This window comes from Veillonella sp. R32 (assembly GCF_010093125.1).
GTDB lineage: Bacteria > Bacillota > Negativicutes > Veillonellales > Veillonellaceae > Veillonella_A.
On sequence record NZ_NMZQ01000008.1, the window covers coordinates 1 to 26,077 of the forward strand.

Sequence of the window (26,077 nt, forward strand, 5' to 3'; positions counted from 1 at the left end):
TCGACGCTTTTATTGTAACGGATTTTATTCAATATGTCTTTTTTTTGTACAAAAAAAGTAAGCGCCAAGAGGACACGCAACTTGCGTTTCTCTTTAGCGCCCCAAAATAAATTATAGAACCTTTTTTTAGGCTTTAGGATTACTTGTTACAAGGTTAATTAGGGATAGAAGGTCTGCTTGATAAATATATTACACTTATTATGCATAAATGTAATTTCTATTATTACTATTTTGGGTGTAAAATGATAGTAATGACATCGAAGGAATTAGGATTTACGAATCGATGAAGCTAAGCAGGTATAGCCTATGGTAGTAAATATCAAGTATAGTAATTGATATTTGCAGGTATTTAGTTTTTAAAAGGAGTGAGTTCTCTTGTATAAAATTGTAAAAAAGGAAGTTTTGCACGCCAATATGTACCAGTATGACATTTTAGCACCCCGATTGGCAGAATCGGCATTGCCAGGCCAATTTGTTATTGTTAAACATGGGGAATATGGGGAACGTGTTCCTTTGACAATTACCGATTATGATCGTGAGGCAGGTACGGTAAGTATTGTATTTCAGACCTTAGGAGATTCAACCCAAAAGCTAGCTAAACTAGAAGAAGGCGATTTTTTATCTGATTTTGTAGGTCCTTTAGGGAATCCTACTGATTTGGCAGAGCTTTCTGATGAAGAATTAAAAGACAAAAAAATCTTATTCCTTTGTGGCGGTGTAGGTACAGCGCCTGTATATCCACAAGTTAAATATTTAAGAGCTCGCGGTTGTGAAGCGGATGTAATCATTGGGGCTCGCAATAAAGATTTAATTATCTATGAAGACCATATGCGTTCTGTAGCGGGTAATTTATATTTAGCCACCGATGATGGTTCGACCGGTTTTCATGGCAATGTAGTCGCTTGTATGAAGGATTTAATTGCGCAAGGTAAAGAATATAATCATATCGTTGCCATTGGGCCAATGATTATGATGAAATTTGCTACCTTAGCAGCTAAAGAATTAGGGATTCCTATTGTTGTATCGTTGAACTCGATTATGGTTGACGGCACGGGGATGTGCGGTGCTTGTCGTGTTACTATTGGTGATGAAGTCAAATTTACTTGCGTTGATGGACCAGAATTTGATGGGTATTTAGTTGACTTTGACAATGCTATGCAACGTCAAACTATGTATAAATCAGAAGAAGGGCGCAAGTTAATTCGTGAAATGGATAAAGCCCATCCAAATCCCGATTGTACTTGTAAAGTAGATGAAGGCGCTGAAACGACCGAACTTACAGATAAGACAAAACGCATTCCTGTGCGGGAGCAAGATCCTGCTGAACGAGCTACAAATTTTGAAGAAGTATGTTTTGGTTATAGCAAAACAGAAGCTATGCTAGAAGCGCAGCGTTGTTTAGATTGTAAAGTACCACGCTGTGTACAGGCCTGCCCAGTGCATATTAATATTCCTGGTTTTATTCAGGCTTTGAAACATGGCAATATTGAAGAAGCAGGGCGTATCATTGCGCAGCAAAGTGCGTTACCTGCTATTTGTGGTCGTGTATGCCCACAAGAAGAACAATGTGAAGGCGCTTGCGTAATGGGGATTCGCAATGAAGCGGTAGCCATTGGCAAATTAGAACGTTTTGTAGCGGATACGAACCTTCAAAACGGAATCGTATTTGGTGAAAAAGAACCAGCTAAAGGCATTAAAGTGGCTGTTATTGGTTCCGGTCCAGCCGGGTTAAGTTGTGCCGGCGATTTAGCTAAGAAGGGTTATGACGTAACTGTGTTTGAATCCCTTCATAAATTAGGAGGCGTGTTAGCTTATGGCATTCCCGAGTTCCGTTTGCCAAAAGATCGCATTGTAAATAAAGAAGTAGAAAATATTAAAAATTTAGGCGTTAAATTTGAAACTGACGTAATTATTGGACGGACAGTGACCATTGATGAGTTAATGGATAAAGAAAACTTTAAAGCTGTCTTTATCGGTTCTGGGGCAGGGTTACCTAAATTCATGCACATTCCGGGCGAATCATCAAATGGAGTATTATCGGCTAATGAATTTTTAACGCGTGCTAATCTTATGAAATCCTATGATGATAGCTATGATACGCCAATTGCTATTGGTAAAGTATGTGTGACTGTAGGGGCTGGTAATGTGGCTATGGATGCGGCACGTACAGCATTGCGTTTAGGATCTGAATCTAAAATTGTGTATCGTCGTAGTGAAGATGAAATCCCAGCTCGAGCAGAAGAAGTGCATCATGCTAAAGAAGAAGGGGTTGAGTTTAATTTATTAACGAATCCAATTGAAATTCTTCATGATGAAAAAGGCTGGGTAACTGGTGTTAAATGCATTAAGATGGAATTAGGTGAACCTGATGCATCGGGGCGTCGACGTCCACAAGAAATTGCAGGCTCTGAATTTATCATTCCATGTGATACCGTGATTATGTCCTTAGGGACGAATCCAAATCCATTGATTCGTTCTACTACTAAAGGGCTTGAAACGCAGTCTTGGGGTGGTATTATTGCGGAAGAAAATACGGGCGCTACGTCCCGTCCTGGCGTATTTGCCGGTGGTGATGCAGTGACTGGGGCAGCTACAGTAATTTTAGCTATGGGTGCTGGTAAACAAGCGGCCACAGCGATTGACGAATATTTATCTAAATAAAACATTGCCTTATTGAATGGCATACATTTGTTAGTTAATAGAATCGGCCTTTATCCAAGGGATAAGGGCCGATTTTTAGTGGGGTAAATGTCCAAGTAAATGATGGCTAGCTTTACTAAGAAAATAATTATGATGTTATAATTCAAGATAAATCGAATAGTGTTAGACGTTTTTCAGATGAGAAATGTATACAATAACCTTAATCAGTATAGTCGATATAATGCATAAGCAAATATTGTAGTCATTTCAAAAAGGGGTGGACCTATGAATAACAAAACTGTACAAGACGCTATGACCATTAAACTTGATTTTTCCCAAGGCTTACCACCAAAGAAAAGTTTCCAAGAAGGGATTCGACGGGCTCCTGACCGTGGTTTTCGTTTAACCCCAGAACAAACGGAAGTAGCATTAAAAAATGCTCTTCGTTATATTCCCGAAGAATATCATGACGAATTGATTCCTGAATTTTTAGAAGAATTGACTACTCGTGGACGTATTTATGGCTATCGCTTCCGTCCAGAAGGGCGTTTATATGGCAAACCAATTGACGAATACAAGGGCCAGTGTGTAGAAGGTAAAGCCTTCCAAGTTATGATTGATAATAACCTTGATTTTGAAGTGGCTTTATATCCTTATGAACTTGTTACTTATGGGGAAACTGGTAGTGTTTGTCATGACTGGATGCAATATTTATTAATTAAACGGTATTTAGAAGAAGTAACGCAGGATCAGACGTTAGTGGTAGCCTCTGGGCACCCAGTAGGTTTGTTCCGTTCTAAACCAGAAGCGCCACGCGTAATTATTACCAATGGCATGATGGTTGGTTTATTTGATAACCTTAAAGATTGGGAAATTGCCGAAGAAATGGGCGTAGCAAACTACGGTCAAATGACAGCAGGTGGCTGGATGTATATTGGGCCACAAGGGATTGTTCATGGTACTTTTAATACGATTTTAAACGCTGGTCGCATGAAATTAGGTATTCCGGTTGATGGCGATTTAAGTGGCAAATTATTTGTTACCTCTGGGCTTGGTGGCATGAGTGGGGCACAAGGTAAAGCTGCTGAGATTGCTAATTGCGTAGCCATCATTGCAGAAGTTGACTACTCGCGTATTAAAACTCGTTTAGATCAAGGTTGGATTTCAGGCGTATCTGATTCCTTACCTGAAATTATTAAAATGGCACAAGACTCCATGGCCGCTAAAGAAGGCAAAGCCTATGCGTATCATGGCAATATTGTTGACTTGTTAGAGTACATTGCTACTAATGACATCCATGTAGATTTAATTTCTGACCAGACTTCCTGCCACAATGTATATGATGGCGGGTATTGTCCACAAGGCATTTCCTTTGAAGAACGGACTCGGTTGTTAGCCGAAGATTCTGCCAAGTTCCGCAGCTTAGTTAACGACACATTAAAAGCTCATTTCGCAGCTTTAAAACAGTTAACTGGCAAAGGGATTTATTTCTTCGATTATGGTAACTCCTTTATGAAGGCTGTTTATGATGCAGGGGTAAAAGAAATTTCTAAAAATGGTATCGATGATAAAGATGGTTTTATTTGGCCAAGCTATGTAGAAGATATTATGGGGCCTCATCTCTTTGACTATGGATATGGTCCATTCCGCTGGGTATGCTTAAGTGGCAAGCCAGAAGATTTACATAAAACAGACCAAGCCGCTATGGAATGTATTGAAGTAGATCGTCGTTATCAAGACCGTGATAATTATAATTGGATTCGTGATGCAGAAGAAAACAAAATGGTTGTTGGTACGCAAGCTCGTATTTTATATCAAGATGAAGTGGGCCGTGTGCGCATTGCCCTTCGTTTCAACGAATTAGTTCGCCTTGGTGAAATTGGTCCGGTTATGCTTGGCCGTGACCATCATGACGTATCAGGGACTGACTCGCCTTTCCGTGAAACGTCAAATATTAAAGATGGTTCTAATGTAATGGCTGATATGGCTATTCAAACATATGCTGGTAATGCTGCTCGTGGCATGAGCTTAATCGCTCTTCATAATGGTGGTGGCACAGGTATTGGTAAGGCCATTAATGGTGGTTTTGGGCTTGTACTTGATGGTAGCCATAGAGTCGATGAAATCATTCGCTCTGCTTTATCGTGGGACGTAATTGGTGGCGTTGCACGTCGCTCTTGGGCTCGTAATGAACATGCTATGGAAACGGCGGTAGAATTTAATAAAACTCGTGCTGGCGTAGGTCATATTACAATTCCTTATGTAGCTGACGATGCTAAAGTCAAAGCGGCTGTAGCTAAAGTTTATCCCACTGCTAAAGTGATTAAAGACTAAGCTTATATTGTTTACTCATTAACTGGTTATGATTGACTCGCAACGATGATAGCCACTCGCAAGAGGAACAATTAAGTGATACATTAAAAATATTAGCTTACATAGGCTAATATTCTACTTAGTCATTAATACTCGGTAGATACCGTTAGTCATATATAAATACAGCTCGGTAGGATTTAGACACGGTAGAAAATTATATACTAAGTAGTTTATCATAATAGCAACCACTGTTAGGTCTGTTTAACCTAGCAGTGGTTACTGTTCCATTTATAACAAAATAATTTATTCTATCTGAATGGATTTATATTACCTATAAAAGGTATAAGGAGATATAAGAAGATATAAGAAGACATAAGGAGACATATATGGCAGAACAATTATTAATAAAAAATGCAGCTCAAATAGTAACCCCTTTAGGTCATACATCACTTAAAGGTGCGGCTATGAAAGAGGTACAGATTTATGAAAATACGTCAGTACTTATTGAAGATGGGCGCATTAAAGCGATTGGTAATGACCCAAGTTGGGAAGCAAACGTACCAGCCGATAAGCAAATTGATGCTACAGGAAAAACAGTGTTACCAGGGTTTGTAGACTCTCATACTCACTTCGTTTTTGGTGGCTATCGTGCTGATGAGTTCTTGTGGCGCATGGAAGGCATGACCTACATGGAAATCATGGAACGTGGTGGTGGCATTAATAATACAATGCAGGCTACTCGTAATGCATCGGCTGAGGAATTAATTGATCATAGCTTAGATATTTTAAATAAAATGTTAGCTTTTGGGATTACTACGGTAGAAGGTAAAAGTGGCTATGGTATGGACCACGATACAGAGCTTCGTCAGTTAGAAGTTATGAAAGAGCTTGAAAAACGTCAGCCTGTTGAAATTGTTCGTACCTTCTTAGGCGCTCATTCTATTCCACCGGAATTTAAAGGTCGTAATCAAGATTTTTTACAATTCTTGGTTGATGAGGTAATGCCAGAAGTAAAACAAAAAGACTTAGCACAATTTTGTGATATTTTCTGTGAAAAAGGGGTATTCTCCATTGAAGAAAGCCGTAAGTTTTTACAGCAAGCTAAGGATATGGGCTTTGATTTAAAAATCCATGCTGATGAAATTGTAACCTTAGGTGGTGCTGAATTAGGTGCTGAGCTAGGTTGTCATTCGGCAGACCACTTATTGCATGCCTCTGAGGAAGGGATTAAAGCCTTAGCCAATAGCGACACGGTGGCGACTTTATTGCCAACCACTGCATTTTGTTTGAAGGAGCCATTTGCACCAGCTCGTAAAATGATTGATGCAGGTTGTGCCGTAGCGTTAGCGACTGATTTTAATCCAGGTAGTGGGTTTACAAACTCCGTACCACTTATGATTGCCCTTGGCGTCATTTATATGGGCATGACTGCGGAAGAAGCAATTACAGCACTTACTTTAAATGGGGCTGCTGCTGTAGGTCGGGCCGATCAAATTGGTTCTATTGAAGAGGGCAAACAAGCTGATATTGTGATTCTGCAATATCCATCCTATAAATTCTTGCCATATCATACAGGCGTGAATATTGTGGAAACTGTTATTAAAAAAGGTAAAGTAGTACATCAAGCATAAGTTTTGATGAGAAAATGAATAGTTAGTTTATAGTGCCAAAGGCGAATTGCTTTTGGCACTTTTTTTTATGTTCTACGTTTGACTCACACTGTCAGTGCGAGTTCATACCATTGGTGTGATTTAGCAGGAGTTAAAAATTTTTTCGAGAATACTTCGGTAGTTGTGATTTTAAAATAGACTTTAAAAATAAAAAAGTAACAGCTTGTTAAAAGTAAAAAAAGAACAGCTTGCTAAAAAATAAAAAAGAAAAAGCTTGTTTACAACTAAAAAAGTAAAAAGCTTGCTAAAAATTAAAAATAGGATGAGGCTAGCGTTGTTCTAATAGATTGTGAGGAGGGATTAAGAATTTAATGTTTCAAGTGGAGTTTGAGTTAGATAGGGTCATTCAGGATGCTTTAGAAGCTAAAGCGAGTGATATACATTTTGATGCGATAAAAGCTGGAATTTTAATTCGATTTCGCATTGATGGGCTCTTAGAATCCTATAAAACCATAACTGGTCGTGAGGCCGAGCAAGTTATGAATCGTATTAAAATTTTGAGTGGCCTAGATATTAGTGAAAAACGATTGCCTCAAGATGGGCGATGGAGTTGGCAGGAGCCCGTTGTAGCAGAGGCTTCAAGAAAGCGTTTAGGTGTAACTTTAGAAAATTTAGAGGGCATTACGACGACGCCTGAGTCACCAAAATTGAAGGAAGTGCTTCTTAGAGTATCTTCGCTACCTGCTATTTATGGTGAAACGATTGTATGTCGTATTGTGGGTAATGAAAATTGTTATAAAAGTCTAGCTGAATTAGGTATGTCGGCGGAGGTACGGTCCGCGGTTGAAGAAATTTTACGACGACCACATGGTTTATTTTTAATTTCAGGGCCCACTGGATCAGGGAAAACGAGTACGTTATATGCGTTACTCAGATTATTAGATACTCAGGCAGAAAATGTTATTTCTTTAGAAAATCCCGTTGAAGCTGATATTCCAGGGGCTATTCAAGTGCAAATTAATCCCAAAGCGGGCTTGACATTTCCTAGAGCATTGAGGGCTGTATTACGTCAAGATCCAGATACGATTATGGTTGGTGAGATTCGCGATACTGAAACAGCCGAATTAGCGGTGCAAGCAGCCCTTACAGGTCATCGCGTATTGGCTACGATTCATACAAATACAGCGCTGGGTGTGAGGGAACGTTTGCTAGATATGGGGATTGACGATTATCTGTTAAAGGCGACCTTGTTAGGTGCTTTGGCACAGCGTTTAGTGCGACGTGTTACGAGTAACGGCTCAGAGGGGCGCCTAGCTTTATACGAATTATGGTCGGTACCGGCCAATGTAAGTAATTGGGACACGAAAACTTTAGCTATGTATGTAAAGCCAACTTTAGAAGCATCGGCTAAGGCTGTTGTACAGCAAGGGTTAACTACTAAGCAAGCAATTCTTCAAAGTGGTATTTGTATAGATACGACTTAAATTAGTTTAATCATTTTTAACACGGTAGGAGGGGACAATGGAGTTAGGTGAGTTGTTAGAGACAGCCATAGCCAAAGGGGCTACTGACATTCATTTGGAAACGGGGAAACAGCCTTATTTTCGCTTAGGGTATGACCTACAAGTTGGGGTCAAAACAGTCATCACTAATAGCGTATTTGATGAAATTCAAATCGCTTGTGAAGAGGGCGAGTTAGCGTTAGTACAGTCTCAGGACTTAACGAATAAGAGGTTAATTGTTAATAAAGTGGCTGATGTGAGGGAACTGTATCAATCTAAATCAAAAGATAGTGCCTTTACCTTTCAAAGGGTGCGTGTCCGTGTCCACTTATATAAAGCACAACAGACTATGTGTGGTACTTTACGTATTTTATATAATCAGTCCTTAGCCATGCCTACAGGCGAGGCGGGGCAATTATTACGCCATGTTGTGAAATTACAAGAAGGGTTAGTCTTAGTCACGGGGCCTACAGGCTCTGGCAAAAGCTATACATTAGCCTCTTGTTTAGAGTGTATTAATGAAGAGTCTCATAAGCATATTATTACTCTAGAAGACCCCATAGAATTTACGTTTCAGAATAAGCGAAGTTTAATTCACCAGCGACAGTTAGGACAAGACATGGATTCTATGGCGGCCGGTGTGCGTGATGCACTGCGTGAAGATCCAGATGTGATTATGATTGGCGAATTGCGTGATCGAGAAACTTTAGAGGCTGCTTTACATGCTGCTGAAACGGGGCATTTAGTGTTTGCTACACTTCATACACAACGAGCGGTTATGGCTATTAATCGTATGATATCTGTATTTCCGGCGGAGCAACAGGAAGAGGTACGAGCTCAATTATCGCAAGCTTTACGAGCTGTTTTATGTCAGCGATTAGTTCGCATAGACCGTCAGTTTATTGTAGTTCGTGATATTTTGCTAAATACACCAGCTGTAGCGAATTTAATTAGGCAGCGGAAGGAGCCTCAAATTGTTTCTATTCAAGAAACGCAGCCGCCGATGCAGACTATGGAGATGGCTGTAGCAGCTCTTGAAAAAGAATGGGGACCTAGGGAGGAATTAAAGGAGGTATTGGAACAGAATTATGAAATGTTATAGTTATCGTGCCTTCGATGCAAAGGGGGTGATACAAGAAGATACCATGTGGGCTGAAGCAAGTGAAGAAGTGATTCAAAAGCTACAACATAAAGGCTTTCAAGTATTGTCTTTACAGATTGCGAAAGAGGTTAAACAAGGTGCCAAAAAATGGAAGTATAAGGATATTATTGAATTCTCCTATCGCATGTCACTATTGTTAGAAGCAGGTATTTCTATACGTCGTGTTATGCAGTTTTTAAGCAGTAAACCATCCAAACGAATTCCTTATAGGGCCATTAATGAAGCGGTACAACGAGGTCATGTATTATCAGCTATATTAGCTGATTTAGGCTTTCCCTTGATTGGCTGTGCCTTATTACAAGCCGGTGAAGCGGCGGGTACTTTAGATAATAGCTTTACACAAATTAAAGAGTATTACGAGAAACAAATGGTCTGGCAACGACAACTTAGTGGTGCGGCTGCCTATCCGCTATTTTTGTTGGGTTTAATGCTTTTGTTTATAGGTGTTGCCGTAGGATTTATTTTACCGGCCTTTAAAAAAGTATTTATGTCTATGCAAGTGCCGTTACCGTGGTTCACTAAGCTATTATTTAACTTTGGCGATTTTGTAACGCTGCATATAGGGGTTTGTATGACTTTACTAGTAAGTCTTGGTGTAGGTATAGGGTGGATTTGGCATCAACCTAAATTTCGTTTCAACGTATTACGCAAATGTTGGCAAATTGGCTGTGGTCACGAGTGGTTTGATTGCTTCTTTTTAGCACGGATTGCCAAGGTATGGGCTATATTACTTGATAGTGGCTTAACTATTACTGAAATGCTAAATTTAACGGGTTCACTTTGGGGCAATCCTTATGCGGTGACCTTACAAACTAAGGTGCAAGAAGATATTGCTCATGGCCGGACCTTTGGGGAGGCTCTAAAAGAAGCACAGTTAGGTAGTGAGTTTTTATGGGAGTTAGTGACTATTGGCGAAGAAACGGGGGATATGGTAGCTATGTTGAATCATGGCGCTACTTATTATGAACAATTGACAAATCGCTATATGCGTAAGTTACAACAATTATTAGAGCCTATTTTGGTATCTCTTATGGGGATAGGGGTAGCTGTTTTAGTGATAGCTGTTATGATGCCTATGTTTAATGCGGTAACAGCAATACAGAATGTGTAAGTGAAATAGTAAGTGAAATGGCAAGTTAAGAAAGGACTGTTAGGTATGGAAATGGGATCTATGGTAGCAATTACAGAACGTGTGAAACAATGGGTTATAGCCTATCGTAAGGCTATGCAAGCAAAACGTAAGAAACAAGGTGGTTTTACCTTAGTGGAATTGATGGTTGTCGTTGCTATTATTGCTATTTTAGCAGCTGTGGCGATGCCACAATTTTTATCGGCTGGGGATAAAGCTCGCGATGCTAAAATCAAAGCAGATACGCAAACGATTGCCAATGCAGCACAGCTTTATATGGTGGATAAAGCAACTGATCAAGTACCATCAGTGGATGATTTATATAAAGCTGGTTATTTGTCAGAAGCGGTTAAAACACCTAAAGGTGGTGACTATACGGTGACTTCTGAAAGTAATGGGGGCGGTGCTGGTAGTCATATTGTAGTGACAGCTTCGGATAGTACCAAGGAAGCTAATTAAAAGTTAGCGAGTAGCTTAGGTTAAAGGAAAAAGGAACGTTGTGGTTAGTATATGTGGTTACAGTATAGTATTGGCAGTATAGGTGGCTTATTGGCAGGGCTTGGTAGCTTTTATCTCTTAAACGAATTAATTATAGAACGAGAACGGCGTTCTAATACGTTTTATCTGCTTTGTATAGGCATGGGCTTATTAGTTGGGCTAAGCGGGGCATATGTTATGAAATCGCTTAGTACCTTGTTATTAACTATTATCTTCGGAAGTACTCTTTTTATAGGCGCTACCATCGACAAGCAGTATCTGATTCTTCCCGATGAAGGTGCTATTTTATTGCTTATAAGTGGGTTAAGTCGAATGTGGTTAATAGAAGGTGCTTGGTTAATGACATTACTAGCTGCGAGCTTAGTCTGGCTGGGTGGTTATTTATTGCGTTATTTGACTAAGGATGGTCTTGGTTTAGGTGACATAAAATGGTGCAGTATATTGGCCTTGTGGCTATCACCAATTGCTCTTTGGTATGTGATTGTATTGGCCTTTGTAGGTGGCACCTGCTGGTTAACAGCCTATTGGCTAATGACAAAACGAACCGTACATATACTACCCTTTGGTCCTTTTTTATGCCTATCAGCTTGGTTAATGTATGTGTGGGAACAAGGAGGCGGATTAGTATCGATTTAAAAGGGATTTCTATTATGAAACGACGGAGCGTGCGACGAAGGGAACAGGGATTTTTATTAGCTGAACTTGTTATTTATATAACTTTATTGGGGTTACTATTAAGTATGGCTCAATTAGCTATATCGGCTAATTTAAGTGAGACTAGACGATTTGATGAAGTGAGTCGACAGTTTTACTATACATTGAAACGAACTCAGTTTATCTCCTTCAATGGTAGTACAGGCCCTATAATAAATCCTATTAATACCTTATATGTTAATCCAGAAGCCTATAGCAGTAATCTGTATGGCGATATGTGGGGAACGCAGTATATTCAGTTGCCGAGCACTATGAAATTGGTCAATAATTCAAGATCGCAACAAGCGGTATATCTAGGGAGTTATGATGGACAGAATGATGTATTTAGCTATGAAATTTATGATTATCCCTTGCGGGTGTATCGAAAATTTATTTTTTCACAGCAAACCCCGCGTATTAGGTGGGTAGAAGGGAGTTTTTAGTTAATGATAGCACATCATCGTAACGGGGGTTATCTGTATGCGGAAGCTTTGGGTGGCACTTTAATTACAGTAGTTTTTATCTTAACTATAACCGCTTTAATTAGTTCCTTAGTGATGCAATGGCGTCAGGCTCAGTTACAACAGCAGTTAATGCAAGCAGCTATAACAGCTATGGAAGAAGGAAAATACAATTATCAACATCAAGGCCAATTAGGAGCACTACCAGAGGTACAGGCACCGTATAAATTGGTGCGTACCATTCATACAGTAACAGCTCATGATATGGCTGTTAAGGAGTTAGAAGCAATTGGTTATTATGAACAACAGGAAATGCTTCATTTTAAGACGTATGTGTGGGAAGGAGTACCCACTGAGCAAGGTTCTATTTAGCAATCAGCAACCAAATGGTTTTTTATTAGCTGAGTTACTCATAAGTTCTACCATTATCTGCATTGCCTTATTAGCCCTTTTATTGCTTATGGGAAATTCTGTTACCTGGTGGCAGCAGTGGCAAATTAGTAATGAAGTATATTTAGATGCAACTACTACACGTTTAACAATTGCCAATTATACCAAGCAAACGGCTAAGACAATGACTGTGAGTCAAAGTGGTAATTATTTATTGCAAGATGGATTTAGACAATATGGCATTACTGATGGTGAAGCGAGTCGTATTTTAAGCGATGGTCAAGGGCAAGCTATTTCTGCTACTTCCTTAAGTCCTCAATGGGGGGACCTTATTGTGGCACCTCTATTAGGAACTAAACCTTTTTCACAAACAACAAAAGGTGGGCCTATACATATGCGTTGGCGAACTTATGTAGATGGAAAGGCTCAATCTATTAATGGTAGTACTTATGAGCAACTGACTGATGTGACCATATATCCCAATACTCAATATTTTGGATTTTCAAAATATAAAAATTGAAATGGAACAGGAATAAAGGCTATGAAATGGCTAAGAGGTAGGTTAAGTAATAAGCTGAAAAATAGAATAAGGTATAGGTTAAAATGTAGGCTAAAATGTAGGTTAAATAATAACTTGAAACATAGACCACAAAATAGTCTACAGGAAGCTGAGCGCGGCTTTTTTACATACATGGCACTAATATTAGGTACTATTTTATTGTTATTTTGGAGTGCCATTGGTGAAACGATGCATACTTTGATAAGTATAACTCATGATGAAGTGGGATTGACGACGATGAACTATTATGCAGAAGGGGTTATTGGTTGTTTATTGCGGACATATAGTGAAAAGGGCGATTCTATGCCTACTGGTCGTGAAGTGATTTATGAAGAGAGTAAGGAGCGTATTGTTACATATATTTTGACACCACCTAGTGCTTTTAAGGAAACTGGGGATTTTAGGGTTGCTTATCGGAATGCGATTACAGGGCAACAAGTGAGATATTATGTAGTATTTAAAGAAGTAAAAGTAGCAAAAGACCCAGTAGACACAATTAACGGTGCAGACAATGTAGGTAATAGTACGAATAATGTAGGTAATAGTACAAGTAATGCTGGTAATTCTACAGCAAGGGGAAAACAAATTATAGTGGAGCGAGTTTCACGAATTCAGTAATTTAGAAGGGATATTGACATATGAAATCAGAATTTATTGGTATCGCAATAGGCACAACGCAAATAGTGGCGATTCGAATGGAGAAAACAGAGGCCGGTGTAATTATTAATGATAGCATTGTAGCGGATCGTCAAGGTAGTTTGTTGGAAGATTGTAAACGTTTAATTCAGACCTATTCCTTGGAAGGGCAAGCTATGGGGATGGTTGCGCTAGTGGAACGACAAGAAAAGACTATGATTCTACCGCGGTTACCACGGATTGAAGTAGCGGAAATGTTACGGTGGACTGTGCCAGAATTTGTGACTTGGCCAGAGGATTCCTATTATTATGATTTTATGCTAGCGGATATGCCACCTGAATCAGTAAATGCACCAGAACAAGAGTTGTTATACGTCGTAGCTTTGCAGCGTCAACATATTACAGATTTAGCGACCGGGGCTCTAAAAGGGGGTGGCAATTTAAAAATTATTGATAGTGCACCAGCGCCATTGGCTCGTCGCTTCGTAGAAAAAAGTGGGGCTGTTATTGGCATTGTTCATGACAATGAAGTTGAATTTACTAGTTGGTATAATGGCATTTGTATGAGTAGACATAGTGTAGCTAATGAAATGCAAGCTATTATGGATGTGTTAGCAGAAACAGAATTAGATTTATTCAGTTATGGTGTTTCAGGTATTGCAGGGGTTCAAATCTATGAAGGTACTCGGTGGCAATGTGAAAACTTGCAGTGGCAAACTGTGTATGAAAAATATGGTCGGTTAACGCCAATTCCTTTTGAAGAACGAATGACACTCAATACAGTTGTTAGTGAACAAACGAAAGAGGCTTCAAGCCCTATGTTATGGGATATGGCTTTAGGACTTGCTTATCGTGGTGTTATGCGAGCTAAGTAATAGTGCGTTAGCTTGGTATTAGGCGAGATAAGCAATAGTATGTTAGCGTGGCCTTAGAGTGGTCATGATGGAGTTAGGATGTATGGGTAAAATATAGGGGCAAAGAAAGGTAGTTTATGATTGTAATGAATTTTATGACATGGCCAATGCGTTTAGAATATGTATGTAGATTGCATAAAAGTTATTTAATAGGCGGGGTAATGGTTTTGCTATTTGTGCCCCTGCTCTTTTGGAGTTTGGCGGGGTATTGGTATATAGAAAACCATACGTTGGCAGCGAATATTCAACAATTAGAAGAAGCGGGTCGAGCTAATCATGAAGCCGTAGCACGCTATACGGCGCGACTTAAAGTTTTAATGGCTAAGGATATGAGTCATACTACAGAACGCAGTATGTTAATGTATATGGTTGATTGTGCTAATGCGCAATTGGTGTTAGACACCATTACCTTTACAGAGAATGGTTTTACAATTACTGGTATTAGTACGGCCCCTGAGGTAGTGCTGGCTTATAGTCAGAAGTTAAAGAGTGTATTAAAGGGAGTGACAATTAATGAAAAGCAAGGAATTGATGCAGCTCGTAAAGTGCATACGTTTCAGTTGTCAGGCCATTATGGCAAGAGTGACGATACCAAGAAAACTACTAATAAAGCTAGTCAGTAGCTATTGTATTATTACTTTATTAGGTGCGATGGCAGCCTTGTGGTTACATGCTGAACAGGTGGATTTGTTGGCGACCGAGGAGCAACAAGCGTTACAGAACAATGGCGAGGCAGTTGTAGTAGCTAGTCCTGCTTATGAATTAATTACAGCGACGGCTAGTGAGGAATCCACTGAAAGTCAGTTAAAAGATCTGCTTATGCAGATGATAGGGGGCAAAGCGTTGACCATTGTAGCTATGGAGGAGCAAACTACTAAACAAGGGACACAGTTACAGGTAGAGGTAAGCGGAAAATTGCAAGATTATTTTACGCTCATAACTGAATGGGAAGAAAGACATCCTACCTTTTACATTGAACCGCAGCAATTGAAAAAAGAGAATGGACAGTTACATATTCTATTTACAATTAAGAAGGAATAATTAAGGAATAATACAATTTTTATTAAATTACCTAGAGGTACATGACTAGGCAAATAATCAAGAAGGGATAGTGTTAGATGAATAAGTTAAAGTTGCCGTATAAAAGAGCTAGAAAGCGGTCAAAAAATACATTAACTTATGAAGAGCAACGCGTTGGTCGCAATAAGGAAACACAAATTAATTTGTCTTATATTAACAGTAGTGAGTACCGACGGAAGTTTGACATTATAACCGCTAATCCGGAGGTAAATCGAATTATTTATCAAAAGGCAAAAGACATGCTTTTACATAGAAGGGGCACATTATTTGAAGATATGTATTGGCTTGATGGTGAGTCTGGTGAGGTAGTAGCTAGTGCCGTAAATGAAGTACATTCACAAGCGATTCGTCGAAATAGAAAAAGAGATAAACGAATAAAAGAAAGTAAAAACATTATAGCCTTGCATACGCATCCGCTAAGTATGCCTCCTAGTCCGGCAGACTTTCATAGTATGTGGGAAATGGGATATAAAATAGCACTAATTATTTGTCATAATGGTAAGATATTTAAATATGGAATTGGGTATAAAGAGCCTGGCTTAGAACTTCATCAGTTACAAATTGATTATTATATAAAAAAAGACTATAATGAGTTTAAAGCACAGCATATGGCTATTAATGATATGAATAAAATATATGGTATTTATTATGAGGAGGTTTTGTAATGAGAGGGAATCTATTGATTGATGATAGAGTAGAAATGTCAGAGAGCGTAAAAAAGATGACTCTTAAAGAATTAGAAGAGAAACTTTATAATCTGAGAATACAAGAAGAAAAACGATTAGCTATTGAGCCCAAGCAGATGAATCAATAACCGCTTACCTTGGTAAGCGGTTATTTTATATATCCCTATTTTAGATTCACCGTACCAGTCCTTGGATTATCTTTGAATAAAATATATTCGCAGAAGTGATGCCTTGAGAAAATCGCGTAAACACGCTAATTATAACTCTTAGTATATAGGGAGTTAATTTTGAATTTTAAAAAATTATGTAGTAGAATAGAAACAAAGTACTATCATAGGCGAACTATGAGAATAAAAATTAGGCGGGATTACGTGATGAAGCGAAATATAATATTAATTGGCACTATGGGGAGCGGCAAGAGTCACTTAGGGCGCAATCTAGCAGAAGCAAAGGGTTGGCAATTTGTAGACACGGATCGATTATTAGAACGTCGTTATAATTTACCTATCGCCGATATTTATGAGAAATTGGGCGAGAAAATGTTCCGCCATGCGGAGCGAGAAATACTGAAAAAAGTTTGTATGTACCATGAGTCTGTCATTTCGGTAGGTGGTAATTTTCCCTTAGATGTACGGACTGTGCGTTACTTACAGCGTTATGCGTATATTATCGGTATTCGAGCGGCTGAGTATCGCATTGTAAAGCGGGTAAATCGACGTATTGGTAAACGGCCTACTATGGATTATTCAGATGTAGCTGGGTTTGTAGAAACCATGATGCAACGGTGGAAACCAGTGTATAAGAAGTGTGATTGTGTAATTGATACGACCTATGGTCGTACAGAAAATTTAATTGAAATTATTCATGGCATATTGGCACGGGATGGCGTAACCTTTAAGAAGCGTCGCCCTTATACGGGGGTAAAGCAACATGAAAAAAATAGCAATACTGACGAGCGGCGGTGATGCGCCAGGCATGAATGCAGCTGTTCGTGCCTTAGTACGTAAGGGTATTTATGAAGGCTTTGAAGTATATGGCATTCATCGGGGCTATGAAGGTCTTTTAAAAGGAGATTTTCAATTATTAGACCGACGTGATGTAGGGGGCATTGTCAATAAAGGGGGCACTCTATTAAAAACAGCTCGTTGTATAGAGTTTGCAGAATTACCACAGCAAGTGAAGGCTGCACGCATATTGCGTGAGCAAGGGATTGAAGCCTTAGTTGTGATTGGCGGTGACGGCTCTATGGCTGGTGCTATGGCTCTTTCTAAACAAGGGATTCCAACGCTTACGATTCCAGGCACTATCGATAATGATATGTGTGGTACGGAATATACCATTGGTTTTGATACGGCCCTTAATACGGTAGTTGATGCAGTGAGCAAGATTCGTGACACCACTACGGCTCATGATCGGGTAGCTATTGTGGAAGTTATGGGACGTCATGCTGGGCATTTGGCAGTACGTGCTGGTCTCGCTTGCGGAGCTGAAATGGTACTTATTCCTGAAAAGCCTATGAGCTTAGAAAACGTATGTAAGCATTTACGTGAATCGTATGCAGCCGGCAAGACTAATAGTATTATTATGGTAGCGGAAGGGGCGTATCATAGCTTCGAAGTATATTCGTATATTAATAAGACTATGCAGATTTCACCGAGCGTTACTGTGTTAGGCTATTTACAACGAGGCGGAGCGCCGTCAGCTCGTGATGCGAGTATGGCAGCTCTTATGAGTGAACGAGCTATTGATGCATTAAAAGGGGGCACCTATAACTGCTTAATTGGTTTTGCTGGCGCTTCGATTGAGGCTATTCCTTATGAAGAGGCTTTGCAGCGTCGCTATCCTATTAGTGAGGAAGAGTATGAATTGATTTCTGTTCTCGCTCGGTAATATTCATGAAGACCTCACAGACGAAATCTATAATTGGTGCATAGATATATATAGAAGTAGGGCCTTCTTCACAATAGTTTGAGGAGGGCTTTACTTAACTCAGATGGCGTATATAGTCAGTATACACTTGATTGTAACGTTGAGTGCGTAAGCTATACATTGTCAATTAAGAAATTGAGAATCCATTGTTAGTAACAGTAAAGGAGTTTATGAGATGTGGCGAACACGTAAGTTTTGGGGGATCCTCATTGCGGTGATTGTAATAGTATTAGGCGGGTTTTATTGGTATAAATCAAAAGATAGCAGTGAAACGACGTCCTACACCACGGGGACCGTAGAGCGAGGTAATATCGCTTCGGTTATTACCTCTACAGGGACGATTAATCCAAAGAATTATGTAGATATTTCTACTAACGTAGCAGGTACGTTAGAGAGTGTATTAGTACAAGAAAATGCTCATGTAACGCAAGGTCAAGTGATTGCCACTATTGATGCACGGCAACTACAAGCTACGGCTGATGATGCTAAAGCGACTTTAGAAAATACAGCTGCTGATTTAGAGCGTTATAGAACCTTGGTAGCACAAGGGGCAATTCCGCAACAGACCTATGACACAGCGTTGATGAATTACCAAAAAGCACAGGCTGCTTATGATCGAGCCGTTGCGAATTTAGATGATACGACTATTACATCGCCGATGGATGGTACTGTTATTGGCACACCATTAAAAGCGGGTCAAACAATTAGTACCGGTATTTCTACGCAGATGATTATTGCCACTGTAGCTGATTTAAGTAATCTTGAAATTTACCTTACTGTTGATGAAACAGATATTGGTAGCGTTAAAAAAGGAGCGCGTGTTGACTTTACTGTTGATGCGCATCCTGGTAAAACCTTTACGGGCTATGTAAGTGATATTGCTTTAGGCACAAAAGGTAACATGGGGACTACGTCCAGTAGTGTAGTGTACTACACTGTAAAGGTTGCCATTTCTGAAGCAGATGCTAGCAATTTCTTCCCTACTATGACAGCACGTGCTACGATTTATGGGGATGAAAGAAGCAATGTATTAGTGGTACCATTGGCAGCTGTTCGCACCGACAAAGTGGGCGAATATGTATATGTAATTCGCAATGGCAAACCAGAACGTACTAGCGTAACTACTGGCATTACCGGTGAAACGACGATTGAAATTACTAAAGGCCTCAACGAAGGCGATGAAATTGTAGTCAGTGGTGATGTAGGTTCCTCTTCGACTAAAAAGACCAACACTGGTGGTCCTATGTTCTAGGAGGGATGCAGATGAGAGAAGCAGTAATTTCACTAGAAGGTATTACTAAGACCTATGTAAATGGCAAATTGGTCGTACCCGTTTTACATGGTATTGACCTCAATATTTACGAAGGCGAATTTACGTCCATTATGGGGCCATCTGGGTCAGGTAAATCTACCTTTATGAACATTTTGGGTTGTTTAGATAGACCAACTTCTGGTTCCTATAAGCTGGATGGTGAGGAAGTGGCTACGTTGAGTGATGATGAATTAGCGTTCGTTCGTAATAAACGGATTGGCTTCGTTTTTCAAAGTTTCAACTTATTACCCAAATTAACAGCTCAAGAAAATGTAGCGCTCCCTATGGTTTATGCCGGCATTGCTAAAAAGGAACGAAGCGAGCGAGCCGCACAATTATTAGACTCCTTAGGATTAGGTGAACGCCTTGATCATTTGCCGGCTGAATTATCTGGTGGGCAGCGACAACGCGTAGCCATTGCTCGTGCGTTGGCGAATGATCCGTCCATTATTATGGCTGATGAACCAACGGGTAACTTAGACTCCAAGTCTAGTATTGATGTAATGGATATTTTTACGAATCTCTATAAAGAAGGTCGTACCATTATCCTAGTTACGCATGAACCAGATATTGCCACCTATGCGAGCCGTAATATTGTGCTACGAGATGGTAATATTGTAGAAGATAAAGTCAACCCTAATATGGCCGGGTTAACGCGCAAAGGAGGTGCTGCCCATGTATAAAGAAGGCTTTCTTATGGCGTGGGCCTCACTCATTGCTAATAAAATGCGTTCCTTGTTAACAATGTTAGGGATTATTATTGGTGTAGCGGCCGTTATTGCTTTAGTATCGATTGGCTATGGCGTGCGCAGTCAGATTCAAGATTCTATTTCTAGCTTAGGTAGTAATTTGCTCATGGTATATCCAGGGGCACCACGTACGCCAGGGGTTCGACCAACGGCGGATTCGCAAAAGACGATTAAGTTAGAAGACTATACGACCTTATCTCATTTAGAGGATATTGATATGGCTTCGCCTGTGTCGGCTGGCTCTTCGTATATTGTTATTTATACGAATAAGAACTGGACTACTTCGGTGACCGGGGTTAACTCAGATTTCCAATATATTAATAACTGGACCGTTAAATCGGGTCGTTTTATAACGGCTTCGCAAGTAGAGCGCCGCGAAAGGGTGGCGGTTATTGGTAGTACAGTAGCGACCAACTTATTTGGTAGTGAAGATCCAGTAGGGAAAGATATTCGTATTAAAAACAATCCGTATAAAGTTATTGGTGTTTTAGAAGCGAAAGGGTCTGGTAGCTTTGGCAATGACCAAGATGACGTGGTCTACATCCCGTATACGACGGGGATGGAACGCTTACAAGGGGTCGATTACTTACGCATGATTTATATCAAAGCAAAAGATGGTGTTGATTTAGATCGATTGCAGTCGGATGTGGAAAATATTTTGCGAGTGCGACACAACATTAAAAATCCTGATTTAGATGATTTCAACGTACGTAATATGGCGACCATTATGGAAACAGTAGAACAGACAACGGCAACCATGACCTTGTTCTTAGGTTCAGTGGCGGCTATTTCATTGCTCGTAGGTGGTATCGGCATTATGAACATTATGCTCGTATCTGTTACTGAACGTACCCGTGAAATTGGGGTTCGTAAAGCCTTAGGGGCGACCTATCGAGTGATTGTTATGCAGTTCCTTATTGAAGCGGTGGTTATTAGCCTAGTTGGTGGGGCCATTGGCATCATTGTAGGGATTGGCTCCTCTAAATTGATTAGTGCCTTAACGGGCATGAACACCGTTATCTCTATGGGGCCCATTCTATTGTCCTTTGGTTTCTCCATGGCCATTGGTCTTGTCTTTGGTTTATATCCAGCCCGTAAAGCGGCTAAATTAAATCCAATTGACGCCTTACATTATGAATAGGTATAATGATTATATAGCTTTAGATTCATTGTTTAGTACATACTAAACAATGGCTAGTTAGATGTAATCACATAAGCGTAGTTACAATTCGTGGCTACGCTTATTTTATGATATAGCTACGCTTATTTGATGAGTAGCTATGCTTATTTTATGATATAGTTACGTTTATTTGATGAGATTGTTATATTTATTTTAGGAAAGGACAGGTTATGAGTAAGCAAAAAGAAATGCGTACCTTAGTTGATTTTTTTGATCATATGTGTCATGAGCATACCTTTGATTGGTCACAATATGTGCGTGTTACCGGTGGTGATCCAGGGCATTTGGAAATGACCTTTTTAAGCGATGCGGTGAAACATGGTAATTTTATTGGCAATATTCATGGCGGTGTATATATGAGCTTTGCTGATACGGTTATGGGGGTATCTTGTTTCACCTTAGGGAAACGAGTGGTCACCTTAGAAATGAAGGGTAACTTTGTAAAAGCTGTAAAAGCAGGGCAGCGTTTGCGGGCTGTTGCTAATGTAGAACATAATGGCAATCATACAATGGTGACGACTGGTCGCATTTATAATGATATGGGCGAATTAGTGTACATGAGCTCAGGGACTTTCTATGTTATAGATGGTTTTGAACTGCCTCAATTACCTTGGCGTCTGTAGATTGCTAGCCATAAATCCTTAGAACTCTCGCAATTACCTTGGCGCTTGTAGGATGTTAATCATAATTCCTTTGACAGGAACCTTAAGTCTTGGTATACTTAACGGTAGATTAATTAAGACAATATGGCGATGACAAAATTGGCGCCACAAGGGTATTTTTCAGAGAGTGAAGGTATGGTGGGAACTTCATAAATAGCTTGTGGAGAGCATTTCCTTTTGGAGCCATGGATTGAACTAAGAGTAGATTCATCGTGTGACCGCGTTAAGGTCTTAGAGTACTAATTAGGGTGGTACCGCGAATTTATACCTTCGCCCCTTGCAGGGGTGGAGGTTTTTTTATTAGCAGGAGGTCGTAACAAATGGAAGAATTGTTAAAAGCCTTAAAAGCGGAAGCAGAAGCGCGCATAAAAAGTGCTGATGCATTAAACGTTTTACAAGAGGCACGCGTTAAGTATTTAGGTAAAAAAGGGGAAGTGACGGCATTATTAAAAGGCCTTGGTAAATTATCTCCAGAAGAACGTCCTCGCATGGGGGCTCTTGTGAATACCGTTCGTGAAGAATTAGAAGGCATGATTAGTGATGTGCAAGCTAATTTAGAAGCGAAAGTAATGGAAGCAAAATTAAAAGCTGAAAAAGTAGATATTACCTTACCTGGTCGTGTAACGCGCAAAGGGCATGTTCATCCATTAACGGCTGTTAACGACCAAATTGAACAATTCTTTATGAAAATGGGTTACACCGTTGCTGAAGGACCGGAAATTGAAAGTGATCATTTTAACTTTGAATGCTTAAACTTACCAGCCGATCATCCAGCTCGTGATATGCAGGATTCTTTCTATATTACGAATTCCGTTTTATTGCGTACCCATACATCGCCTGTGCAGGCGCGTACCTTGCAGAGCCAAGAACCTAATAGCCCTGTGCGGATGATTGCACCTGGTAAAGTATATCGTTGGGACTATGATGCGACTCATTCCCCAGTATTCCATCAAGTAGAAGGCTTAGTTGTTGACAAAGGAATTACCTTTGCTGATTTAAAAGGAACCTTAGAAATCTTCTTGCATCACATGTTTGGTGAAGAAACGAAAGTGCGTTTCCGTACGAGCTTCTTCCCATTTACGGAACCAAGTGCGGAAGTAGATATTTCGTGTTGCATGTGTGGTGGCGAAGGTTGCCGTGTATGCTCACACACCGGTTGGCTTGAAATTTTAGGCTGCGGTATGGTGCACCCACGCGTATTAGAGATGAATGGCTATGACCCTAATGAAGTGCAAGGCTTTGCTTTCGGTATGGGTGTGGAACGTATTGCTATGCTATTATACGGCATTGGTGATTTACGTTTATTCTATGAAAATGATATGCGTTTCTTGAAGCAGTTCTAGGAGGTAAGACAATGAAAGCTAGTTTAACATGGATGAAGGACTATGTTCCTGTAGACACAACGAAACCGGCTCAGGAACTAGCCGATGTATTAACGCAAGCAGGGATTCCCGTAGAAGATGTTATCGACATGGACCCTGGTTTGAAAAAGATTTATACCGGTAAAATCGTAGAAATTACTAAACATCCTGATGCTGATAAATTACAAGTGTGCCAAGTGGCGTGCTTAGATGATAAAACAGGGGAAGAGATTACGAAACAAATCGTGACGGCAGCGACCAATGTAGCGGTTGGTCAAGTAGTGCCAGTAGCGTATCATAAATCTCGCCTAGCTGACGGTACGGAAATTAAAAAAGGTAAATTGCGTGGCGAAGTATCGGAAGGCATGTTCTGCTCCGTAGCCGAATTAGGGGTGCCTAAAGATATGGTTATGCCAGGTGAAGCAGAGGGCATCTATATTTTGCCAGAAGGAACGCCTATTGGCATGGATATTCGCGATGCCTTAATGCTTAATGATACTGTCTATGAATTTGAATTGACGCCTAATCGGGCAGACTGCTTCTCTATGGTAGGGCTTAGCCGTGAATTTGCCGTTCTTACTAACCAGCAAAATACAGAACCTACGGTAACTGTTACTGAAAATGGGAATGCTATTGATGGTAGTGTAGATATTCAAATTGAAGATAGTGAGCTTTGTCAGCGTTTCATGGCGCGACTTGTAACGAATGTAAAAGTAGGCCCATCCCCATTGTGGTTGCAAAATCGGTTGCGCAATGGTGGTATTCGCCCTATTAATAATGTAGTGGACGTGACAAATTATGTCATGTTAGAACTTGGTCAGCCAATGCATGCTTATGACTATGATAAAGTGGTAGGTCATCAATTGACCGCTCGCCCTGCTAAAGCGGGTGAAACAATTACGACCCTTGATGGGACGGACCGTGAATTAACGGAAGGTATGCTCGTTATTGCTGACGTTAATGGCCCTGTAGGGGTAGCTGGTGTTATGGGCGGTTTAGATAGTGAAGTTACGGAACAGACGACGTCTATCATTTTAGAAGCTGCTGTATTTAAAGGGGCTTCTATTCGTCGCACCGCTCGTGCGCTTGGCATGCGTAGCGAAGCATCTGGTCGTTTTGAACGTGGTATTAATGCCGAATACACCCCAGTTGCTTTAGATCGAGCCGCTCAATTACTTCAAGAATTGGCTAGCGATGTAGTCGTTGCTAAAGGCGTGGTGGATGTGTATCCTGTAAAGGCCACAACGGGTACAGTAGCCTTTACGGTAGAGGCTATCAATGCATATTTGGGAACTCAGATTGAAGCTAGTCGTATGAAAGAAATTTTAACGACCTTGTCCTTTACGTGGAGCGAAGCGAATGGGGTAGTGACGGTAGGCGTGCCATCTTGGCGCGGGGATGTTACCGTTATGCCTGATATTGCGGAAGAAGTAGCGCGTATTTATGGGTATGATAATATTCCAAATCGTACACCTTGGGCCAATCTTAACAGTGGTACTATGAGTGACAAGAAGTTGTTATTCAAAGCCATTCGCAATAGCTTGGTAGACCGTGGCCTTAGCGAAGTGATTACATTTAGCTTTATGCATCCAGATAGTTTGAAAAAATTATTGCTTCCTGAAACGGATAGTCGCTATCAAGCAGTGCCAATCATGAATCCTATTACGGAAGATTTCCCAGTTATGCGCACAACCTTAATTCCAAGTCTTTTGGATGTGGCAGCGCGTAATATTGCTCAGAAAAATCATGACCTTTGGATTTTTGAAAGTGGTGCGGTATATCAGCCAAAGAGCTTGCCGATTACAGAATTACCAACCGAAGGCTATCGTGTAACAGGGCTTATGATGGGCAAAACGAATGAAGTGCAATGGGAAGAAGCACAACGAGACACTGATTTCTATGATGTAAAAGGCGTGTTAGAACGCATGTTAGCGGATAGTCGTTTTGAAGCGACCATTGAACGCTCTACGGAACCGTATTTACATCCAGGGGTAAGTGCTCAATATGTAGTTGATGGTACTGTCATTGCAACCTTTGGGGAATTACATCCACAAGTTATGAAAGCCTATGACTTGCCTGGTAAAGCCTATATCTTTGATATTGATGTAAGTGCAATCCTGACTATTCCACAAGGGCAATTGCAATATAAAGAAATCAGTAAATTCCCTGGTACCAGTCGTGACCTTGCGATTGTGGCACCAAAAGAAATCACCTCTCAAGATATTATTCGCCTCATTTACCAACATGGTGGCGATCATTTGGAACGGGCCTTTATCTTTGATGTATATGAAGGGGAACATATTGAAGCGGGGCATCGCAGCTTAGCCTATAATTTATCCTTCCGCAGTAACGAAGGAACTTTAACTGATGAAGATATTCAACCTAATATTGATGAAATTATCGAAGCGTTGAATGAAATTGGCTGTAAATTACGGTAGGCTAGCGTAGATTTATAGCTTGAAATGAAGGATAAACCTAACGTAGAAACGTATTGTATGTACTTTTTACGTTAGGTTTATTTTATTAATACATGTTGTCCTATAACTCAACCTTTGAAACGTTTTTGAAGCCTAGTAGTTGTATGGTAGACATAGGTAATTCGTGCTATAAT

The 26,077-nt window shown here is 40.2% G+C and carries 25 protein-coding genes; all 25 read left to right on the top strand.

Annotation, left to right across the window (positions count from 1 at the left end):
• Window positions 1-375 precede the first annotated feature (375 nt).
• The 25 genes from VER_RS02025 to pheT all read left to right on the top strand — a co-directional run bounded on the left by VER_RS02025 (window position 376) and on the right by pheT (window position 25,904).
• On the top strand, window positions 376-2,661 hold the full coding sequence (locus VER_RS02025; RefSeq protein WP_162099226.1) for a bifunctional dihydroorotate dehydrogenase B NAD binding subunit/NADPH-dependent glutamate synthase: 2,286 nt from the start codon (window positions 376-378) through the stop codon (window positions 2,659-2,661).
• Between the two features lie 264 nt (window positions 2,662-2,925).
• Window positions 2,926-4,974: a urocanate hydratase gene (locus VER_RS02030; RefSeq protein WP_162099227.1), complete on the top strand. Its 2,049-nt coding sequence runs from the start codon at window positions 2,926-2,928 to the stop codon at window positions 4,972-4,974.
• 365 nt (window positions 4,975-5,339) lie between these two features.
• Window positions 5,340-6,584, top strand: a complete 1,245-nt coding sequence (gene hutI / locus VER_RS02035; RefSeq protein ID WP_162099228.1) for an imidazolonepropionase — start codon at window positions 5,340-5,342, stop codon at window positions 6,582-6,584.
• Window positions 6,585-6,934: 350 nt separating this feature from the next.
• Window positions 6,935-8,047, top strand: coding sequence for a GspE/PulE family protein (locus VER_RS02040; protein WP_162099229.1), 1,113 nt, complete (start codon window positions 6,935-6,937; stop codon window positions 8,045-8,047).
• A 37-nt stretch (window positions 8,048-8,084) separates the two neighbouring features.
• Entirely contained in the window at window positions 8,085-9,167 is a 1,083-nt protein-coding gene (locus tag VER_RS02045; RefSeq protein WP_162099230.1) for a type IV pilus twitching motility protein PilT, read from the top strand.
• On the top strand, window positions 9,154-10,338 hold the full coding sequence (locus tag VER_RS02050; protein ID WP_162099231.1) for a type II secretion system F family protein: 1,185 nt from the start codon (window positions 9,154-9,156) through the stop codon (window positions 10,336-10,338). Before VER_RS02045 ends, VER_RS02050 begins: the two co-directional genes overlap by 14 nt.
• 51 nt (window positions 10,339-10,389) lie before the next feature.
• Complete coding sequence (locus VER_RS02055; protein ID WP_370456463.1) at window positions 10,390-10,815, top strand: competence type IV pilus major pilin ComGC; 426 nt, start codon at window positions 10,390-10,392, stop codon at window positions 10,813-10,815.
• A 51-nt stretch (window positions 10,816-10,866) separates the two neighbouring features.
• Window positions 10,867-11,490 (top strand): A24 family peptidase, encoded by a 624-nt coding sequence (locus VER_RS02060; protein ID WP_162099232.1) that lies wholly within the window; start codon window positions 10,867-10,869, stop codon window positions 11,488-11,490.
• Between the two features lie 14 nt (window positions 11,491-11,504).
• Window positions 11,505-11,990, top strand: coding sequence for a type II secretion system protein (locus VER_RS02065; protein WP_162099233.1), 486 nt, complete (start codon window positions 11,505-11,507; stop codon window positions 11,988-11,990).
• A gap of 3 nt (window positions 11,991-11,993) precedes the next feature.
• Window positions 11,994-12,380 (top strand): hypothetical protein, encoded by a 387-nt coding sequence (locus tag VER_RS02070; RefSeq protein ID WP_162099234.1) that lies wholly within the window; start codon window positions 11,994-11,996, stop codon window positions 12,378-12,380.
• Window positions 12,340-12,918, top strand: coding sequence for a hypothetical protein (locus tag VER_RS02075; protein ID WP_162099235.1), 579 nt, complete (start codon window positions 12,340-12,342; stop codon window positions 12,916-12,918). Before VER_RS02070 ends, VER_RS02075 begins: the two co-directional genes overlap by 41 nt.
• A 171-nt stretch (window positions 12,919-13,089) precedes the next feature.
• Window positions 13,090-13,575 (top strand): hypothetical protein, encoded by a 486-nt coding sequence (locus VER_RS02080; RefSeq protein WP_162099236.1) that lies wholly within the window; start codon window positions 13,090-13,092, stop codon window positions 13,573-13,575.
• A gap of 20 nt (window positions 13,576-13,595) precedes the next feature.
• The gene (locus tag VER_RS02085; protein ID WP_162099237.1) at window positions 13,596-14,468 is read left to right on the top strand and encodes a hypothetical protein; all 873 of its coding nucleotides are present in this window, start codon (window positions 13,596-13,598) and stop codon (window positions 14,466-14,468) included.
• A gap of 200 nt (window positions 14,469-14,668) precedes the next feature.
• Window positions 14,669-15,130, top strand: a complete 462-nt coding sequence (locus tag VER_RS02090; protein WP_162099238.1) for a hypothetical protein — start codon at window positions 14,669-14,671, stop codon at window positions 15,128-15,130.
• Between the two features lie 28 nt (window positions 15,131-15,158).
• On the top strand, window positions 15,159-15,548 hold the full coding sequence (locus VER_RS02095) for a hypothetical protein (protein WP_162099239.1): 390 nt from the start codon (window positions 15,159-15,161) through the stop codon (window positions 15,546-15,548).
• A 77-nt stretch (window positions 15,549-15,625) separates the two neighbouring features.
• Window positions 15,626-16,252, top strand: coding sequence for a hypothetical protein (locus tag VER_RS02100; RefSeq protein WP_162099240.1), 627 nt, complete (start codon window positions 15,626-15,628; stop codon window positions 16,250-16,252).
• Entirely contained in the window at window positions 16,252-16,401 is a 150-nt protein-coding gene (locus VER_RS02105) for a hypothetical protein (protein WP_162099241.1), read from the top strand. Before VER_RS02100 ends, VER_RS02105 begins: the two co-directional genes overlap by 1 nt.
• A gap of 246 nt (window positions 16,402-16,647) precedes the next feature.
• The gene (locus VER_RS02110) at window positions 16,648-17,238 is read left to right on the top strand and encodes a shikimate kinase (RefSeq protein WP_162099242.1); all 591 of its coding nucleotides are present in this window, start codon (window positions 16,648-16,650) and stop codon (window positions 17,236-17,238) included.
• Window positions 17,204-18,163: a 6-phosphofructokinase gene (gene pfkA / locus VER_RS02115; RefSeq protein ID WP_162099243.1), complete on the top strand. Its 960-nt coding sequence runs from the start codon at window positions 17,204-17,206 to the stop codon at window positions 18,161-18,163. The genes VER_RS02110 and pfkA overlap by 35 nt, the downstream gene beginning before the upstream one ends.
• Before the next feature lie 214 nt (window positions 18,164-18,377).
• Complete coding sequence (locus VER_RS02120; protein WP_162099244.1) at window positions 18,378-19,454, top strand: efflux RND transporter periplasmic adaptor subunit; 1,077 nt, start codon at window positions 18,378-18,380, stop codon at window positions 19,452-19,454.
• Between the two features lie 11 nt (window positions 19,455-19,465).
• Complete coding sequence (locus tag VER_RS02125; protein WP_162099245.1) at window positions 19,466-20,197, top strand: ABC transporter ATP-binding protein; 732 nt, start codon at window positions 19,466-19,468, stop codon at window positions 20,195-20,197.
• Window positions 20,190-21,404 carry an ABC transporter permease gene (locus VER_RS02130; RefSeq protein WP_162099246.1) on the top strand — a complete coding sequence of 405 codons (1,215 nt, stop codon included), beginning with the start codon at window positions 20,190-20,192 and terminating at the stop codon, window positions 21,402-21,404. Before VER_RS02125 ends, VER_RS02130 begins: the two co-directional genes overlap by 8 nt.
• Window positions 21,405-21,613: 209 nt before the next feature.
• Complete coding sequence (locus tag VER_RS02135; protein WP_162099247.1) at window positions 21,614-22,066, top strand: PaaI family thioesterase; 453 nt, start codon at window positions 21,614-21,616, stop codon at window positions 22,064-22,066.
• Between the two features lie 359 nt (window positions 22,067-22,425).
• Window positions 22,426-23,448 (top strand): phenylalanine--tRNA ligase subunit alpha, encoded by a 1,023-nt coding sequence (pheS, locus tag VER_RS02140; protein WP_162099248.1) that lies wholly within the window; start codon window positions 22,426-22,428, stop codon window positions 23,446-23,448.
• 11 nt (window positions 23,449-23,459) lie between these two features.
• Window positions 23,460-25,904, top strand: a complete 2,445-nt coding sequence (gene pheT, locus VER_RS02145; RefSeq protein WP_162099249.1) for a phenylalanine--tRNA ligase subunit beta — start codon at window positions 23,460-23,462, stop codon at window positions 25,902-25,904.
• The last annotated feature ends 173 nt before the right edge of the window (window positions 25,905-26,077 follow it).